The sequence below is a fragment of the Luteimonas sp. A482 genome, assembly GCF_054072655.1.
The window spans coordinates 1282027-1298485 of the sequence record NZ_JBSVRO010000001.1; the positions used below are offsets into that span (position 1 = coordinate 1282027).

A 16459-nucleotide genomic window follows, 5' to 3' on the forward strand; every position below is an offset into this window, starting at 1 on the left:
CGTTCAGGCGGCGCGTTCAGGCACTCGCGTTCAGGCACCACGCGGCGCGAGTTCCAGGGCGGCGGCACTGTCGGCCAGGTCCGGTGCCAGCCAGCAGTGCGAACCGACCTGGCGCAAGCCCAGCGCGGCGAAGCGGCGGCGGTAGAACGTGGCTGGCCGCGCCTGGAAATCCACGTTGTCGCCTTCGGCCTCGTCCTCGCGGCTGAAGCATTCGAGGAAGGCCACGCCGCCGCACAGCTCGGCAAGACCGGGCAGGCCGCGGTCGAGTTCCTTCAGCGGCAGGTAGTGCATCACGTCGCTGCACACCAGCAGGTCGACCGGCGGACACGGCCGCAGCGTCGCAAAGTCGGCGAAGCGCGCCAGGTGCAGGTTGCGCCGCGCGCCATGGCGGGCGATGGCGTACTCGCTGCTGTCGAAGCCCAGGTAGCGCGCCTTGGGCCGGAGCCGCAGCAGTGGCGCGCGCCACGCGCCTTCGCCGCAGCCGATGTCGAGCACGCTGCGCAGCGGACGCTCGAGATGGTATTCGGCGGTGGCCACGGCCAGCGCCACCTTGCGCGCCAGCCGCTGCGCGCCGCCGATGCCGCGGCGGCGGTACCAGGTGTCGAAATAGTGCTGGTCGTAGCGTTTGTGCATGAGGTCGGGGCTGTGGAAGCGGCGGCTACAATAGCGCGCCGCCGCCCGCGTCGACGACGTTGGCGGCATCCGACGGAGCGCCGACATGCAAACCTATCTGTGGATCAAGTCCGCGCACCTGCTGTTCGTGATGGCCTGGGTGGCGGCCGCGTTCTACCTGCCTCGCATCCTGATCAACCTGGTCGAGGCCGGCGATGAGCGCGCCGTGCGGGCACGGCTGATGCTGATGGGCAGGCGGCTGTACCGCTTCGGCCACGTGATGTTCGGGCTGGCGCTGCTGACCGGCGTGGTGCTGTGGCTGGGCTACCGGGTGATCCCTGGTTTGCCGACCATGGTGGGCAGCGGCAGCGGCTGGCTGCACGCCAAGCTGACCCTGGTGGCGCTGATGCTGGCGCACTACATCGTTGGCGGACGCTGGCTGCGGCGCGCCGATACGCGCGCGCTGCCCACGGGCAAGGCGCTGCGGCTGTTCAACGAAGTGCCGGTGTTCCTGCTGCTGGGCGTGATCTGGCTGGTGCTGGCCAAACCGTTCTGAGCGACGCGGCAGCGCGGTGCTACTGGCTTGCCAGCAGCACCCGGTCGCGTCCGGCCTGCTTGGCGCGGTACATCGCGCCGTCGGCGCGGCGCAGCAGCGAGGCCGGATCCTCGTCGTCGTCGTGCAGGCTGGCCAGGCCGATGCTTGCGGTCACCTGCAGGCCTTCGATGCCCAGCGAGTCGCCGGCCTCGCGTACGCGCCGGCGCATCAGCTCCAGCCGCGGACCAGCAGCCGCCAGCTGGACGCCCGGCATCACCACCAGGAATTCCTCGCCGCCCATCCGCACCACGTCCTCGTGCCCGCGCATCGACGCGGCCAGCGCCCCGGATACCGCCACCAGCACCGTGTCGCCCACATGGTGGCCGTGCACGTCGTTGATGCGCTTGAACAGATCGATGTCGAGGAAGCCGACGGTCAGCGGCTCGCCGCTGTCGCGCGAGTGCTGGAACAGTTCCTCCAGCCGCGCCAGTCCGCTGCGCCGGTTGGGCAGTCCGGTCAGTTCGTCGGTGGCGGCCAGCACCCGCATCGCGTCGTGCGCCCGGCGCAGGTGGCCGAAGCGCCGGGTCAGGGCGTAGCCCATCGCGATCAGGAACCAGGTCACCGCCAGCTGCACGACCTCGATCCGGTAGGAGGCCAGCAGCCGGCTGCCGAGCAGCATCGCGACGATGATCGCCAGGAACGGGACGATCGAAACCGCGCCGAGGACGGCGCTGCGATCGCCGCGCCGCAGCGACAGGTTGGACACCGCCAGCAGGCCCACGCAGGCCAGGCCAAAGGCCATGTCCAGCCCCGACATGGTCCAGCGCAAGGCGGACAGGGGCAGCACCGGCACCAGCAGGCCGGCGAGGATGGCGACACGCATCAGCCAGGTCACCGCGGTGCGCGGCAGCGGCTGCGCGCCGACCACGCCGGACTGCTTCCAGATGCCATGTGTCAGCGCAGCGATGGTGAAGGCGCTGGATGCGGTGAGCCACCAGGCTTCGTGGTGGCCCACCGGCAGCCAGGGCCGCGGATATCCGCTCATGCCGCTGAGGATGGCCTGGCCCGCCACCAGCACCACGCACACGCCCGCGTGACGCAGGAAGGTGCGGTCGCGCGTGCCGACGAAGCCCATCAGCGCCGACATCGCCAGCGCCAGACCGATCGCCATACACGACACGCGCACCAGCAGCCGCATCGTGTCCATCTGCTGTACCGGGCTGGGCGCGCCCAGCACCACGGTCGGATGCCAGTCCGGCTGCAGCGGGTCGGCCCAGGCGACGCGGATAGGTTCGCGGCTGCCCGCCGGCGGCACCGCGACCATGCCCACGCTGGCGCGGAAGCGCGAGTCGCGGGTGCGCGCGTCATGCATGCGTCCGCAGACCTCGCGGTCGCCCAGGGCGACCATGACTTCGCCGGAGAGCACGTTGAACACGTTGATCGCCTGTGGCGTGCCGGGCCAGCCGCCGGGTGGCGCCTCGATCCGCCGCTCGCGCAGGCCCTCGCGCATCAGTGGGGTGCAGGTGCGCATCGGCGTCTGTTCGGCCGAGGGCGCGCCCGCCAGCAGGAAGCCGTCGCGTGCAGGCGGCGCTTCACCGGCGGTGGCGATGCCGGCCAGGCAGGCCAGCACCAGGCCGATTACGTGGTGCCAGCGGGATTTTCCTGCCGATTGCACTGCCAACACCTCGTGGGGCATGTCCGGGGCTGTCGCCTGCCTGGCGGACAGCGTCCCTTGGAGAAGGACTGCAACCGCGTCCGGCGGTTGATGTGGCTCAGGGCGCGCCGAAGGCCGCCGGATCAGGCAGTTCGACCGGGACCCCGTCGCCGTTGCATGCGCCGGCGGCACACAGCCGCCCGCGCAGCGCCGGGGTGGCCTGGACGATCACGTGGTGGATCACGTGCTGCTCCAGGGTGCCGCGGAACGCGTCGCTGCCGGGGCCGCGCGCCCAGATGCCCACGTCGTCGCCGCCGTGGGTCTCGGACGATAACGGTACCAGGGCCTCCTGCATGAAGTCCGGATGCGCGGTATCGACCGCGGACAGGTCCGGGCGCCCGCTCGCCGGCTCGAAACCACCCGGGCTGTGCAGGTGGCGCTTGGGACCGGCCGGCTGGCGCGCGCTGGCGCCGCTGTAGCCGGGGCCGTTGGCGTAGACCAGGGTGGTGTAGGGCAGGCCGAGGGCGTCGCGGGCGTAGTGGCTGGGGTCGTCGTCCTCGTTCACGCGGCCGCGCACCTTGCCCAGGATGTCGTTGCCGCGCCGCGGATAGCCGACGAAGTTCAATGTGTGCGAATGGTCGGCGGTGACCACGATCAGGGTGTCGTCGGCCGAGGTCATTTCCGCCGCGGCGCGCACCGCGCGCGACATGGCGATGGTTTCGTCGAGTGCGCGGTAGGCGTTGCCCTCGTGGTTGGCGTGGTCGATGCGGCCACCCTCCACCAGCAGCACGTAGCCGCCAGGATCCCGCGACAGGCGCTCGATCGCGAAGCGTGTCATTTCCTCGATGTCGGGCTCGCCGGCCGCGCTGCGGTCGCGGTCGTGCTCGTACTGCATGTGGTCGTACTCGAACAGGCCCAGCACCGCACTGGCGTCGCTGGCGGCGTGCAGCTGGCCGGTGTTCCACACCCAGGTGGCGTCGGGGCGGCGCTGCACCCATTCGTCCGCCAGGTTGCGCCCGTCCAGGCGCTGGCCGACCTTGTCGTCGAGTTCGGGGTCGCGCACCGACACCGGCAGGAACTCACCGCGACCGCCGCCCAGCACCACGCTGGGGCCACGGCCGGCGGGGAAGTCGAGCAGCTGCTGCGCGATGTCGCGGCATCCGGCGGCACGCGCGGGCTCGGGCAGGTCGGTGTCGTTCTCCCAGTTGCGGTCGGGCGCGTGCGCGTAGGTGGCGGCCGGCGTGGCGTGGGTGAGCCGCGCGGTGCTGACGATGCCGGTGGCCAGGCCGGCGTTGTCGGCCAGCTGCAGCCACGACACGAGGCGGCGATCCAGGCTGCCGGCACAGTCGTCGCGTGCGCCGGCGGCGACGCCGATCGCGCCCATGTGCGACTTCACCCCTGCCGCGATCGCGGTCATGGTGCCGGCCGAGTCGGGGGTCTGCGAATCGGTGTTGTAGGTCTTGGAAAAAGCGGTGTGCGGGAATTGCTCCCAGGCCAGCAGGTTCTCCTCGCCCGGGCCGCCGGCGCGCTGGCCTTCGAGCACGCGCGCCGCTGCGACCGTGGTCAGGCTCATGCCGTCGCCGAGGAAGACGATCACGTTCTTCGCGCGGCCTGCCATCGCGCCGTTCGCCGCTGCGCGGGCGGCGCCGCTGCGGTACCACCACTGCGGGGTCTCACCTTCGGGGTGCTCGACCACGGGAACGTCGACCGTCCAGGTGGTCGGCGCGGTGGCGCGCTGCGGCGTGGCGACACAGGCCGCGAGCAGGGTGGTGAGGAGAGCGGGAACGATGGGCAGCAGGCGGGGCATGGCGGCTCCGGTGGGGCAGGGCAGGGGTCCAAGCGGTTGGCAGCGCTTCCGGGCCCGTCGCTCGATGACGGCGGGGAAGCGGCGCCAACCCGTAACCCGTCATTATGCCGTGGGGCCAAGTCCGGGCCATGACTACGGTCATTGCCTCCGGCGCCCGCTGTCCCGCCAATGTCGGCGTGGCGTTCCAGCCGGCGCGTCGCGCCCGCCCGGCCGGTCGGATAAGGTGGCGCACTCGCCGCCAGGCGCTGTTTGCCGTACCTCCAGATGCCTCTCGTCCATCGCTGGCTCAAGATTCCGTTCTGGCAGCGGGTTGCCGCCGGCTTCGTGCTGGGTGCGCTTGCGGGCTGGCTGATGGGGCCGGCGGCGCAGACCTGGTTCGGGCCGCTGGGCACCGTCTACGTCAACCTGATCAAGATGATCGCGATCCCGCTGGTGTTCTTCGCGGTGGTCAGTGCGGTGGGCTCGCTCGCCGGCCAGCGCTCGATCGCGGGACTGGCGGGGCGCACCTTCCTGTGGTTTGCGATCACCGCGGTGCTGGCGGTGGCGGTGGGCCTGGCCTTCGGCTGGTTGTTCAAACCCGGCCTGGGCGTGGACGCGGCAAGCCTCAAGGTGGCCGAGACCTACCGGCCGCGCGAGGTGCCAGGGCCGCTCGACGTGCTGATCAACATCGTTCCGGAGAATCCGTTCCGCGCGCTGGCCGCGCTGGGCGCCGGCAAGAGCAGCGATGGCCAGAACGTGATCGTGCCCAGCAATTTCACCATCCTCCAGGTGATCTTCTTCGCCGGCCTGTTCGGGTTCGCGCTGGTGAAGCTGGGCGAGAAGACCGTGGGCCTGCGCTCGCTGTTCGACCAGGGCCGCGAGCTGATGATCCAGGTCACGCGCTTCGTGCTGGAGGCCACGCCGCTGGGCACCTTCGGCCTGATCGCGGCGCTGGTGGGCAGCTATGGCTTCGAGCAGCTGGTGCCGTTGGGCAAGTTCGTGATCGCGCTGTACGCGGCCTGCGCCTTCCACATCATCGTGGTCTACGGCGGCCTGCTGCTGGCGCACGGGCTCAGTCCGCTCAAGTTCCTGCGTGGCGCCGCGCCGGCGATGCAGATCGGGTTCGTCGCATCGAGCAGCTTCGCCGCGCTGCCGCTGTCGCTCAGTTCGGCCACCCACAACCTGGGCGTGGACAAGGACTACGCCAGCTTCGCCGTACCACTGGGCGCGAGCATCAAGATGGACGGCTGCGGCGCGATCTATCCGGCGCTGGGGGCGGTGTTCATCGCCCAGTTCATGGGCATCGAACTGTCGGCCGGGCAGTACGTCCTGATCGCGCTGGCCTCGGTGCTGGGCAGCTTCGGCACCGCCGGGGTGCCGGGCACGGCGGTGATCATGGCCACGGTGGTGATCAGCGCGGCGGGTCTGCCGCTGGAGGCGATCGGCATCCTCTACGCCATCGACCGCATCCTCGACATGATGCGCACCATGACCAACGTCACCGGCCAGGTGCTGGTGCCGGTGCTGGTGGCCCGGCAGACGGGGCTGCTGGACCGCGCGATCTTTGAGCGCGCGTCCAGCAATGTCGGCATCGAGGACGTGCCCGGGCAGGATCCCGGCTGAGTCGCCGAGGCGGCCCCGGGCTCAGCGCGGAACGAGGCGGGTGACCAGGTCGACGAAACCGTCCACGTAGGCCTGCAGGAAGGCGCGGGTGTCGGCACTGGTGAAGTCGCCGTCGGCACCGATGAGGTCGGGCTTGAACTGGATGTAGGCCTCGCCGCCCTGGACCAGGGCCCCGAGGATGCCGAGGATCTGGCGCAGGTGCTGCTGGCCGACCGCGGTACCGATCGCGCCCGGCGTGGTGCCCGTGATCGAAACCGGCTTGCCGCGCCAGACGTTGCTGGCGATCGGCTTGGAGCCCCAGTCGATGGCGTTCTTGAGTACCGCGGGCAGCGAGCGGTTGTGCTCGGGCATGACCACGGCAACGGCATCGGCGGCGGCGATCTCGGTGGTGAAGCGGTCGACCTCGGCCGGGCGTTCTGCCTCCAGGTCGAGGTTGTACATCGGCAGGTCGTCGATGCGCGGGTAGCTGACCTCGAACGTGTCCGGAAGCAGCCGCGCCATCGCTTCGGCGAGCTTGCGGTTGATGGAGGCGCGACGGTTGCTGCCGACGACGATGGCAAGGCGATAGGTGGCCAGGGCGGCGGTCCTCGTTGGGCGGGTCGACAGGGTACTGCCGCGACCTCGCTGCGGGCGTGGATGCGCACGCGTCAGTGCGCAACGCTGCGTTGCGGCCGCGGCTGCGTACTCAGGCGACGGCGGCGTCGCCCTTGCCCTGCCGGTTCAGCCAGAACGCGAATGCGGCTGCGGTGAAGAACATCAGCAAGCTGTACACGGCCGCCGGCACCGACATCGCCGCGTTGCCCAGCACGTTGAGCGCGATGAAGATCGCCAGCGTGCCGTTGTGGATGCCGATCTCCATCCCGATCGCGATCGCCTGCTTCCTCGGCAGCCGCAGCGCCAGCGGCGCCCAGTAGCCGAGCCCCATGCTGACGAGGTTGAACAGCAGGCAGGCCAGGCCGACCACCGCGAACCATGCCAGCAGGGTGCTCCATGCCTGCGCCACGGCGGCCACGATCAGCAGCGCCAGCACCAGTACCGACAGCAGCCGCACCGGCTTTTCCATGCGTGTGGCGAACCCGGGTGCGTAGCGGCGGACCGCCATGCCGATCGCCACTGGCAGCACGATGATCAGCGCCACCTCGACGATCTTGCGCACCGGCGGCGGCACGTACTGGCCCGCGCCGAGGAAATATTCGAGCGAGAGGTTGAGGATCACCGGCAGCGTGACCAGGCACAGCAGGCTGTTGATCGCGGTCAAGGTGATGTTGAGGGCGACATCGCCATGCGCGAGATGGCTGTAGATGTTGGCCGTCGCGCCGCCGGGCGAAGCCGCCAGCAGCATCAGTCCCACCGCCAGCTCCGGCGGCAGGCGGAACAGCAGTGCCAGCCCCAGTGCCACCCAGGGCAGCACGGCGGTTTGCAGCACGAGCCCGGTCAGCACCGCGCGCGGATAGCGTGCGACCCGCCTGAAGTCGTCGATGGCCAGGCCCAGCCCCAGGCCGAACATGATCACGCCCAGCGCAAGCGGCAGCAGCAGGGTGGTCAACGGCGAAGACTGCATCGGCGTGGTTCCGTGCGAGCGTCGGTCAGGGGGATGGCGTTCGTTGGCGCGGTCGCGCCAGGCGTGCCGCGAACCAGGCGACGGGCAGCGGCAGCAGCACGCCAGCGACGGTCACCCATGCCGGGTACGGCAGCGATGTCGTTTCGAACGCCAGCCCTGCCAAGAGCAGCAGGCCGACTGCCATCGCTGCCGCCAGCGGATTGGCGCGCGCGATCCTTGCGGCGATCCATGCGCCTGCGAAGGCGGCGGCGAGCCAGCTGGCGAGCTTCCACAAGAGTTCCGCCGCGCTCTGGGAGGCGATCGCCTGCGCGAGTTCCTCTTCAGTCCCGGGGACGGTCGCTTCGGGCACGAACAACGACAGGCCAACGAAGCCCAGCAACGAGATCGCTGCAAGCGAAGCCAGCAGGCCAAGCAGCACCGCGAACGTCGAACGGACCATGCATCTTCCCCCGAAAACCGTCGCGACAGGCGGGCCGCGACGGTCGCCGGATACTAGCATCGGGGCCTGATGTGTCATGCGTACTGCTGTCGCGCTGGGTCGAGAGCGACTGGGTGAGGCTGGGGACTCTCCCAATGGCCCCTCAATGGCCCGCCAATGACTCACCGATGACTTGCCGATGACTTGCCGGAACGAGATCTCTCGCCGCGCTCGAGATGACAAATTCGACGGCGACGCAACACTAAGGGCTTGTCATTCCGAACGAAGTGAGGAATCTGACGAAGGCGGGATCTCTCGCTGCGCTCGAGGTGACAAATTCGACGGCGACGCAACACAAGGGCTTGTCATTCCGAACGAAGTGAGGAATCTGACGAAGGCGGGATCTCTCGCTGCGCTCGAGATGACAAATTCGACGGCGACGCGACACAAGGGCTTGTCATTCCGAACGAAGTGAGGAATCTGACGAAGGCGGGATCTCTCACTGCGCTCGAGATGACAAATTCGACGGCGACGCGACACAAGGTCTTGTCATTCCGAACGAAGTGAGGAATCTGACGAAGGCGGGATCTCTCACTGCGCTCAAGATGACAAATTCGACGGCGACGCAACACAAGGCCTTGTCATTCCGAACGAAGTGAGGAATCTGACGAAGGCGGGATCTCTCACTGCGCTCGAGATGACAAATTCGACGGCGACGCAACACAACGGCTTGTCATTCCGAACGAAATGAGGAATCTGACGAAGGCGGGATCTCTCACTGCGCTCGAGATGACAAATTCGACGGCGGCGCGACACAACGGCTTGTCATTCCGAACGAAGTGAGGAATCTGACGAAGGCGGGATCTCTCGCTCCAACGACAATGCGACAGACAACGAACGCCGGTGGCCACGCAGGCGCGCGACTACTCCAGCACCAGCTCCGCGCGGCCCGAGAAGGTCTCCATCCGGATCTCGCCGGCGCCATTCCCGTAGGTGTGTTCGAAGCTCGAACCGGGGCCGTACCTGGGCTTGTCGATGGCCGCACCGGGAGCGCTGAGGCCGCCGCTGAAACTCTCGCCATGCACCCGCGCCGACAGCGACTTTGGCAGCGTCAGTCGAATGTCGCCGCTGACCGACTCGGCGCTGATCCGGCCGCCTTCGGCCAGGCCGCCGACATAGCTGGCGCTGCCCGAGACGCTGCTGGTGTCGAGGCGGCGCGCCGGCTCGCCGCGGGTATCGACGCGAATGTCGCCCGACACCGTCTCGGCCTTGATCTCGCCACTGATGCGCCCGCGCAGCGCGATGTTGCCGCTGACGCTTTCCACGTCGACCTTGTGGCTGTTGAGGTTGAGCTGCAGGTTGCCGCTGACGCTGCTGATGTCGGCCTCGCGCGGTGCGCCCACGGCCACGATGCTGCCGCTCACGCTTTCGATGTCGAGCGAGCTGCCGGCGACGCCCTGCACGTCGATGTCGACCGCGACACCGTCGATCTCCAGCACCGCCATCTGCGGCACGTCCAGGATCAGCGTGGTCGCCTCGGCGCGGTTGCTGCTCCGCGGGTAGCGCACCTTGACCTCGAGGCTGTTGCGGTCGCCTTCGATCTGCAGGCGCTCGACGCCGTCGCCGAGGCTGCCGGTGATCCTGACCTCGGGCTTGTCCCAGGCGCGCACCTGGATGCGGCCCTTGAGGTTGGACACGTCGATGCTGCCGCGCGGATCCAGCGCACGGGTTTCGTTGATGGGAGTGGCGGCGAAGGCGGGTGCGATGCACAGGGCCGACAGCAGGGCGAGGGACAGGGGCAGGGTTTTCATGGAGTTCTCCTGGAAAGGATGGGTGGCGCTCAGGCGCTGGCAAGTTGCCGGGTGAGCGCCAGGCGCCGCGCATGGATGTGCTGCAGGCGCTGCAGCAGGAAGACGGCATCGGGATCCTGCGCCAGCGCCTCGCGCACGGCGGCAGCGCTGGCGTCGAGTTCGATCAGGCTGTCGTAGCCGGCCGTGGCTGGCCGCGGCGCAGGCACTTCGCGTAGCGCGCCCCGGTACTCGCGCGTCATGGCGTCCGCCATGATGACGAGTGGGGCTGGCGAGGCGGCCGGCAGCGCGTTTGCGACCGCGGAAGCCTGCGCGGGCTCCGCACCGGACGGCTGAAGCTGCCAGCCCAGGCCGATGGCCAGCGCGAGAACAGCGGCTGCGGCCAGGGCGGGGAACAGGCGCGGGTGCCGGCGCGGTGAAGCCTCCGGGACTTGCGGCTGGGCCGCGATGCGCGTAGCGATGTCCGGCCACAGTTCCCGCGCCGGCGGCTCGGGGGTGCGCAACGCGCGCAGCTGCATGCGCAGCGCGGCGGGCAGGTCGTGATCGTGGCGACGGTCGTTCATGCGGGATCTCCCAGCTTCGCGCGCAGCAGCCGGCGCGCGCGGTGAAGTTGTGCCTTGGAACTGCCGACCGCCATCTCGAGCGCGGTGGCGATCTGCTCGTGCGTCCAGCCTTCGATGTCGTAGAGCACCAGCACCGCGCGCGCCCGCGGCGGCAGGCTGTCGATGGCCTGCTGCAGGTCCATCGACAGGGCGGTGCGATGGCCGGCGGTGTCGCCGGTGCCGATCTGGTCCAGCACGTCCTCGCCGCTGTCGATCATCGGCCCGCTGCGGCGGCTGCGCAGCTCCATCAGCGCGGTGTTCGCGGCCAGCCGGTGCAGCCAGGTACCGACGGCGCTTTCGAAGCGGAACCCCGGCAGCGCCTGCCAGGCGCGGACGAAGGCCTCCTGCGTCAGGTCTTCGGCGCGGCTGTGCTGGTGGCCGACCAGCCGCAGGATCACGCCGTGGACCCGGCCCGCGTGGCGCCGGTACAGGGCTTCGAATGCGCTCGCGTCGCCGCCGGCCGAGGCCCGCGCCAGGGCGTGGTCCACGTCGGCCGCAGTTGCGGCCTCGTCGAGGGAAGCATTCATCGTCGCCATCAGCATATCGAGTCCGATGCGGGGGCGCGGGGCAGGGTTTAAAGCGGATTAGTGGCCGCACCCGCCAGCCGGAAGCTGCGATGCGCGCCCGACGACCGGCCTGCCGCGCCCGGAAGCGGCGCGTTCTTCAACAGGGCATGGCGCTGGTCCTCCATGCTGCTTTTGTCGAGGCCCGATACGCCAGCGAGGGCGAAGGGAATCCATCCGGGGTCTTGCAATCGGGCACGCGATTGCTATCGTGCAATCGATTGCATCCATGCGGATTCGCGTGTCTGTACCGGTTGGGAGGCCGGTGGATGGATGGGCATCAGTTCGAGCAGGCCGAATGCGGCGGGCGCGGCAACAGCGCACGCCACGGGCACCACGATTCATGAACCTGTCCGCCGGCGGTTGCTCCGGGTGACGCGCGACGTATCTTCGAGGACTCGCCATGGCCCCGCAGCGTCGCCCGGCCGCCGTGCAGTCGGCCGCCGCAGGTGCTTGCCCGGACGGCGGCATCGGCAATCCCGGGGAGGCCTAATTTGAACCACACCTTCACCAGACGCGATGCGTTGCGCGCCACGATGGTCGGCGGAATAGGGCTGGCCGCGTCCGCGCTCGTTCCCGCAGCGGCTGCTGCCGCGCAGCCGCTGAAGGCCAACCTGAAGCATTCCGTGGCGCGCTGGACGTTCGGACAGATGTCGATCGCCGAGCTGTGCCGGACAGTGAAGCAGATCGGCTTTTCCGCCATCGACCTGGTCGGCCCGGACGACTGGCCCACGCTGAAGGCGCATGGCGTGGACAGTTCGATGTGCAACGGCGCCGAGCTCGGGCTGGAGAAGGGTTTTTCCGATACTCGCTTCCACGACGAGCTGGTGGCGCGCTACACCCGCCACATCGACCTGGTGGCCGATGCCGGCTATCGCAACCTGATCTGCTTCTCCGGTAACCGGAACGGCATGGACCCGGGCGAAGGCATGGCCAATTCGGCTGCCGGCCTCAAACGCATCCTCGGCCATGCCGAGAAGCGTGGCGTCAGGCTGGTGATGGAACTGCTGAATTCGCGGGTGGACCACCCCGACTATCTGTGCGACCGCTCCGCATGGGGTGTGGAGCTGTGCGAGACGCTGGGTTCGGACCACTTCGGCCTGCTCTACGACATCTACCACATGCAGATCATGGAGGGCGACATCATCGCCACCATCCGTCGCCACCACCGGCACTTCCTGCATTACCACACTGCAGGCGTGCCTGGTCGGCGCGAGCTCGGCGAGGACCAGGAGCTGAACTATCCGGCCATCTGCCGCGCGATCCGCGACACCGGATTCGACGGGTATATCGCACAGGAATTCATGCCGTCGGCGCCGGACCCGGTGGCCTCCCTGCGCGAGGCTATCCGCCTCTGCGACGTGTAACCCCCGCCTCAACCAGGAACGCAGTCTCAATGGCGAACAATCATTACGACGCGATCGTCGTCGGCTCGGGCATCAGCGGTGGCTGGGCCGCCAAGGAACTGGCTGAAAAGGGACTCAAGGTGCTGATGCTCGAGCGCGGTCGCAACATCGAGCACATCAAGGACTACGTCAACGCGGGCAACGAGGCCTGGGACTACCCGCATCGCAACGTGCCCACCCAGGCGATGAAGGAAGCGCATCCGGTCCTGCGCCGCGACTACCCGCTGTCCGAGAGTACCCACGGGATGTGGGCCGACGAGACGGAATGTCCGTACAACGAAACCAAACGCTTCGACTGGTTCCGCGGCTACCACGTCGGCGGGCGCTCGCTGCTGTGGGGCCGGCAGAGCTACCGCCTGTCGGACCTGGACTTCGAGGCGAACGCGCGCGAGGGCATCGCCGCCGATTGGCCGATCCGCTACGCCGACATCGCGCCCTGGTACGACCACGTGGAGACCTTTGCCGGCATCGCCGGCACCGTCGAGGGCCTGGACGTGCTGCCCGATGGCAAGTTCCTGCCGCCGATCCCGCTGAACGTGGTCGAGAAGGATGTAGCGGCGCGCATCCGCAAGGCCTTCGGCGACACGCGGCGGATGATCCATTCGCGCACCGCCAACATCACCGAGCCGCGTCCAGAGCAGGGCCGGGCCAACTGCCAGTACCGCAACAAGTGCATCCTGGGCTGCCCGTTCGGCGCCTACTTCTCGACCCAGTCGGCCACCCTGCCGGCGGCGATGCAGACCGGCAACCTCACCCTGCGTCCGTTCTCGATCGTGAAGGAAGTGGTGTACGACAAGGACCGCCGGCGCGCGCGCGGCGTGGAGATCGTCGATGCCGAGAATGGCCAGACCTACCTCTACACGGCCAATGTCATCTTCCTCAACGCATCCACCTTCAACTCGACCTGGGTGCTGATGAACTCGGCCACCGACGTGTGGGAAGGCGGCCTGGGCTCGTCGTCGGGCGAGCTGGGCCACAACGTCATGGACCACCACTTCCAGGTCGGCGCGCACGGCATCGTCGATGGCTTTGAAGACAGGTATTACTCCGGCCGGCGTCCCTGCGGTTTCTATATTCCGCGCTTCCGCAACGTCGGCGGCGACCGGCGCGATTATCTGCGCGGCTTCGGCTACCAGGGTGGCGCGAGCCGCCAGGACTGGTCGCGCAGCGTCGCCGAAATGGGCATCGGGGCCGGCCTGAAGGAAGCCGCGAGCATGCCGGGCGACTGGAGCATCGGCATGACCGCCTTCGGCGAGATGCTGCCCTACCACGACAACACCATCCGCCTGGACCACGGCACGCAGGACAAGTGGGGCTTGCCGGTCCTGGCGATGGACGTCTCGATCCGTGACAACGAGAAGTCGATGCGCCGCGACATGGGCGCCGACGCCGCCGAGATGCTGGAGGCGGCCGGGGTGCGCGACGTGCGCAGCTACGATGGCGACTACGCGCCGGGCATGGCGATCCACGAGATGGGCACGGCGCGCATGGGCCGCGACCCGAAGACCTCGGTGCTCAACGCGCACAACCAGGTGTGGGACGCCCCGAACGTGTACGTGACCGACGGGGCCTGCATGACCTCGGGCAGCTGCGTCAATCCGTCGCTGACCTACATGGCGCTGACCGCGCGCGCCGCCGACCATGCGGTGCGCGAGCTCAAGGCGGGGAACCTGTGATGGAACGCCGTGAACTGCTGAAGATGATTGCGTCCGCCACCGGCGTGGCGATGCTCGGCATGCCGGCCTTCGTCCTCGGACAGGCACCCGTCGCGCAGGGCGCCGCCGGTTTCACCGCGGACGACGTGGCCCTGCTGGACGAGATCGCCGAGGCGATCATCCCGCGCACCGACACGCCCGGGGCGAAGGATGCGGAGGTGGGCGCGTTCATGGCGCGCTTCGTCACCGATTGCTACAGCGGCGAGGACCAGGCCGCCTTCCGTGCCGGATTGATGGACCTGGACAGGCGCGCCGCTGGAAGTTTCCTGGCCCTGCCGCCGGCGGTCCGCCTGCAGATGGTGACCGGACTGGACCAGGAGGCGGGGGAACAGGCCCGCCGGGCGTGGGTGGCCGCCGATGGCTCGGGCAGCGGGGGCGGGGTGCATTACTTCACGATGATCAAGCAGTTGGTCCTCTTCAGCTTCTTCACCTCGAAGGTGGGCGCCACCGAAGTGCTGCGCTACGACCCGGTGCCCGGGCACTACGACGGCGACCTGCCCTACGAGCCGGGGACGCCGGCATGGGCGACACGGTGATGCGCGGCCCCTTCCGCCATTCGCGGAGTCACGTCCTGGCCACACGCGCGATCCTGCTGGCCGGCGGCGTCCTGGCCGGCGCGGTTGCACTGGCCCATGATCCATCGGCCGATCCGGCGAAGACCGAAGCCTGGGCTCCGGTGCCGGCGGTCGTGGCCACGCCCGCAGGCGCGGCGCCATCGGATGCGGTGGTGCTGTTCGACGGCAGCGGCCTGACGGCGTGGGAATCCGAGCAGGGTGGCGAGGCACTGTGGGCGGTGGCCGATGGCGCCGTCACCGTGTTGCCTGGCAGCAAGGGCATCCGCACCCGGCAGCGCTTCTGCGACATCCAGCTGCATGTCGAGTGGCGCACGCCGATCCAGACCAGCGGTCTCGACGGCCAGAACCGCGGCAACAGCGGCATCTTCCTGCAGGAGCTGTACGAACTGCAGGTGCTCGACAGCCACGACAACGCCACCTATCCCAACGGCCAGGCGGCCTCGATCTACAAGCAGGCCATCCCGCTGGTGAATGCCTCGCGCGCGCCGGGCGCCTGGCAGACCTATGACGTCATCTGGAAGGCGCCGCGCTTCTCCGAAGGCGGCGGGCTGCTCGCGCCCGCGCGCATCACCGTGCTGCACAACGGCGTGCTGGCGCAGGACGATACCGTCATCGCCGGCACCACCGAGTACCGCGGCCCGCCTTCGTACTCTCCGCACGGCTGCGCGCCGATCTACCTGCAGGACCACGATTCGGAAATCAGCTTCCGCAACATCTGGGTGCGGGAGCTGTAGGGACGCGTGGAGCCCTGCGCCCATCCGGCAGCGTGCGACGACGCAGGTGCGGTCGCGCGCGCTGCCCGTGCGGCCGGGGATGACGGCTAGCCCACCGGATAGGAGAACTCGCTCAGCCCGAGCTCTGCCAGTACCGTATCCAGATGGCTGTAGGCCTCTGGCGTCGGGCCGGGGTAAGTCCCGGCAATGGCCACATTGCCCAGGTAGCCGATATCTTCCATGCCTTCCGGCGTGCAGAAATAGGCTGCCAATACCAGGTTGCGCATCCTGCCGAAGGCCTGGGCAATGCGCTGGAACTGCCGTGGGGTCTGTTCGTTGTCGTAGGCGATGTCATCGATGATCGCCAGCTGCTGCGGCGTGCCCAGTGCCGTGAATGGCTGCGAAAAGCGCAGGGCGGCTTCGTCGTCGAGCCAGGCGAGGGCCGATAGGACGGTCAGCCGGTCCTGCTGCTGGTCGGGATAGGGTGCACTCACCCATTCATCGATCACTGTCGGCACCTGCACCGCGGACGCCGACGGCGACTGGCCTTCCGTTGGCACGATGATGTCCGACAGCAATGCCAGCAGCGACAGCTGGGCCGGCGTCAACGTCAGCGGCCAGGGCGCTTCCGGCGGAACCATCAGGTCCGGATCCTTGCCATAACCCTTGGCCGTCACAGGCTGCAGTTCAAGCTCCGGCCAATGCCCTTGGTCCGCTACGCCACCGGCGGCATCTTCCGTCGATGTCGAATCACAAGCGGACAGTGCAGGCAGCATGGCGCTTGCAGCCAGTGCGGCCAGCAGCTTCAGCGAGTCGCGCCGGCTCAACCTGTTCGCATAGGCAGGTGCGTCGCCGTCTGCATGGACAGCCATGCCCGGGTCCTGCGGA

16 protein-coding genes are annotated in these 16459 nt (G+C 68.8%); 6 read left to right on the top strand and 10 right to left on the bottom strand.

The window, feature by feature from the left end:
* Positions 1-30: 30 nt before the first annotated feature.
* Complete coding sequence (locus ACW5DW_RS05700; protein ID WP_457017789.1) at positions 31-633, bottom strand: class I SAM-dependent DNA methyltransferase; 603 nt, start codon at positions 631-633, stop codon at positions 31-33.
* Positions 634-718: 85 nt separating this feature from the next.
* Between ACW5DW_RS05700 and ACW5DW_RS05705 the strand changes: the two genes are divergently transcribed.
* Entirely contained in the window at positions 719-1168 is a 450-nt protein-coding gene (locus tag ACW5DW_RS05705; protein ID WP_457017790.1) for a CopD family protein, read from the top strand.
* Between the two features lie 19 nt (positions 1169-1187).
* On the opposite strand, the gene ACW5DW_RS05710 is transcribed toward ACW5DW_RS05705, so the two are convergent.
* Entirely contained in the window at positions 1188-2822 is a 1635-nt protein-coding gene (locus ACW5DW_RS05710; RefSeq protein ID WP_457017791.1) for a sensor domain-containing diguanylate cyclase, read from the bottom strand.
* A gap of 97 nt (positions 2823-2919) precedes the next feature.
* Positions 2920-4608, bottom strand: a complete 1689-nt coding sequence (locus tag ACW5DW_RS05715; protein ID WP_457017792.1) for an alkaline phosphatase — start codon at positions 4606-4608, stop codon at positions 2920-2922.
* A gap of 264 nt (positions 4609-4872) precedes the next feature.
* Here ACW5DW_RS05715 and ACW5DW_RS05720 point away from each other — a divergent pair, with 264 nt between their 5' ends.
* Positions 4873-6210: a dicarboxylate/amino acid:cation symporter gene (locus ACW5DW_RS05720; protein ID WP_457017793.1), complete on the top strand. Its 1338-nt coding sequence runs from the start codon at positions 4873-4875 to the stop codon at positions 6208-6210.
* A 21-nt stretch (positions 6211-6231) separates the two neighbouring features.
* On the opposite strand, the gene ACW5DW_RS05725 is transcribed toward ACW5DW_RS05720, so the two are convergent.
* From ACW5DW_RS05725 to ACW5DW_RS05750, 6 genes are all read right to left on the bottom strand, one after another.
* Positions 6232-6861, bottom strand: a complete 630-nt coding sequence (locus ACW5DW_RS05725) for an NADPH-dependent FMN reductase (protein WP_457018414.1) — start codon at positions 6859-6861, stop codon at positions 6232-6234.
* A gap of 34 nt (positions 6862-6895) precedes the next feature.
* Positions 6896-7771: a bile acid:sodium symporter family protein gene (locus ACW5DW_RS05730; protein WP_457017794.1), complete on the bottom strand. Its 876-nt coding sequence runs from the start codon at positions 7769-7771 to the stop codon at positions 6896-6898.
* A 25-nt stretch (positions 7772-7796) separates the two neighbouring features.
* Complete coding sequence (locus tag ACW5DW_RS05735; protein WP_457017795.1) at positions 7797-8210, bottom strand: hypothetical protein; 414 nt, start codon at positions 8208-8210, stop codon at positions 7797-7799.
* 902 nt (positions 8211-9112) lie between these two features.
* Entirely contained in the window at positions 9113-10000 is an 888-nt protein-coding gene (locus tag ACW5DW_RS05740) for a DUF4097 family beta strand repeat-containing protein (RefSeq protein WP_457017796.1), read from the bottom strand.
* A gap of 29 nt (positions 10001-10029) precedes the next feature.
* A complete protein-coding gene (locus tag ACW5DW_RS05745) occupies positions 10030-10560 on the bottom strand; it encodes a hypothetical protein (protein ID WP_457017797.1) in 531 nt (176 codons plus the stop codon).
* Positions 10557-11141: an RNA polymerase sigma factor gene (locus tag ACW5DW_RS05750; protein WP_457017798.1), complete on the bottom strand. Its 585-nt coding sequence runs from the start codon at positions 11139-11141 to the stop codon at positions 10557-10559. Before ACW5DW_RS05750 ends, ACW5DW_RS05745 begins: the two co-directional genes overlap by 4 nt.
* A gap of 557 nt (positions 11142-11698) precedes the next feature.
* On the opposite strand from ACW5DW_RS05750, the gene ACW5DW_RS05755 reads away from it, so the two are divergent.
* Genes ACW5DW_RS05755 through ACW5DW_RS05770 form a run of 4 tightly spaced genes read left to right on the top strand, consistent with a single transcriptional unit; the run spans position 11699 to position 15592 of the window.
* Positions 11699-12529 carry a hydroxypyruvate isomerase family protein gene (locus ACW5DW_RS05755; RefSeq protein WP_457018415.1) on the top strand — a complete coding sequence of 277 codons (831 nt, stop codon included), beginning with the start codon at positions 11699-11701 and terminating at the stop codon, positions 12527-12529.
* 29 nt (positions 12530-12558) lie between these two features.
* Positions 12559-14244 (top strand): GMC oxidoreductase, encoded by a 1686-nt coding sequence (locus ACW5DW_RS05760; protein ID WP_457017799.1) that lies wholly within the window; start codon positions 12559-12561, stop codon positions 14242-14244.
* On the top strand, positions 14244-14819 hold the full coding sequence (locus ACW5DW_RS05765; RefSeq protein ID WP_457017800.1) for a gluconate 2-dehydrogenase subunit 3 family protein: 576 nt from the start codon (positions 14244-14246) through the stop codon (positions 14817-14819). Before ACW5DW_RS05760 ends, ACW5DW_RS05765 begins: the two co-directional genes overlap by 1 nt.
* Positions 14804-15592, top strand: coding sequence for a 3-keto-disaccharide hydrolase (locus ACW5DW_RS05770; RefSeq protein ID WP_457017801.1), 789 nt, complete (start codon positions 14804-14806; stop codon positions 15590-15592). The genes ACW5DW_RS05765 and ACW5DW_RS05770 overlap by 16 nt, the downstream gene beginning before the upstream one ends.
* An 86-nt stretch (positions 15593-15678) precedes the next feature.
* Here ACW5DW_RS05770 and ACW5DW_RS05775 read toward each other — a convergent pair whose 3' ends face one another.
* Positions 15679-16443: a gluconate 2-dehydrogenase subunit 3 family protein gene (locus tag ACW5DW_RS05775; protein WP_457017802.1), complete on the bottom strand. Its 765-nt coding sequence runs from the start codon at positions 16441-16443 to the stop codon at positions 15679-15681.
* Between the last annotated feature and the right edge of the window lie 16 nt (positions 16444-16459).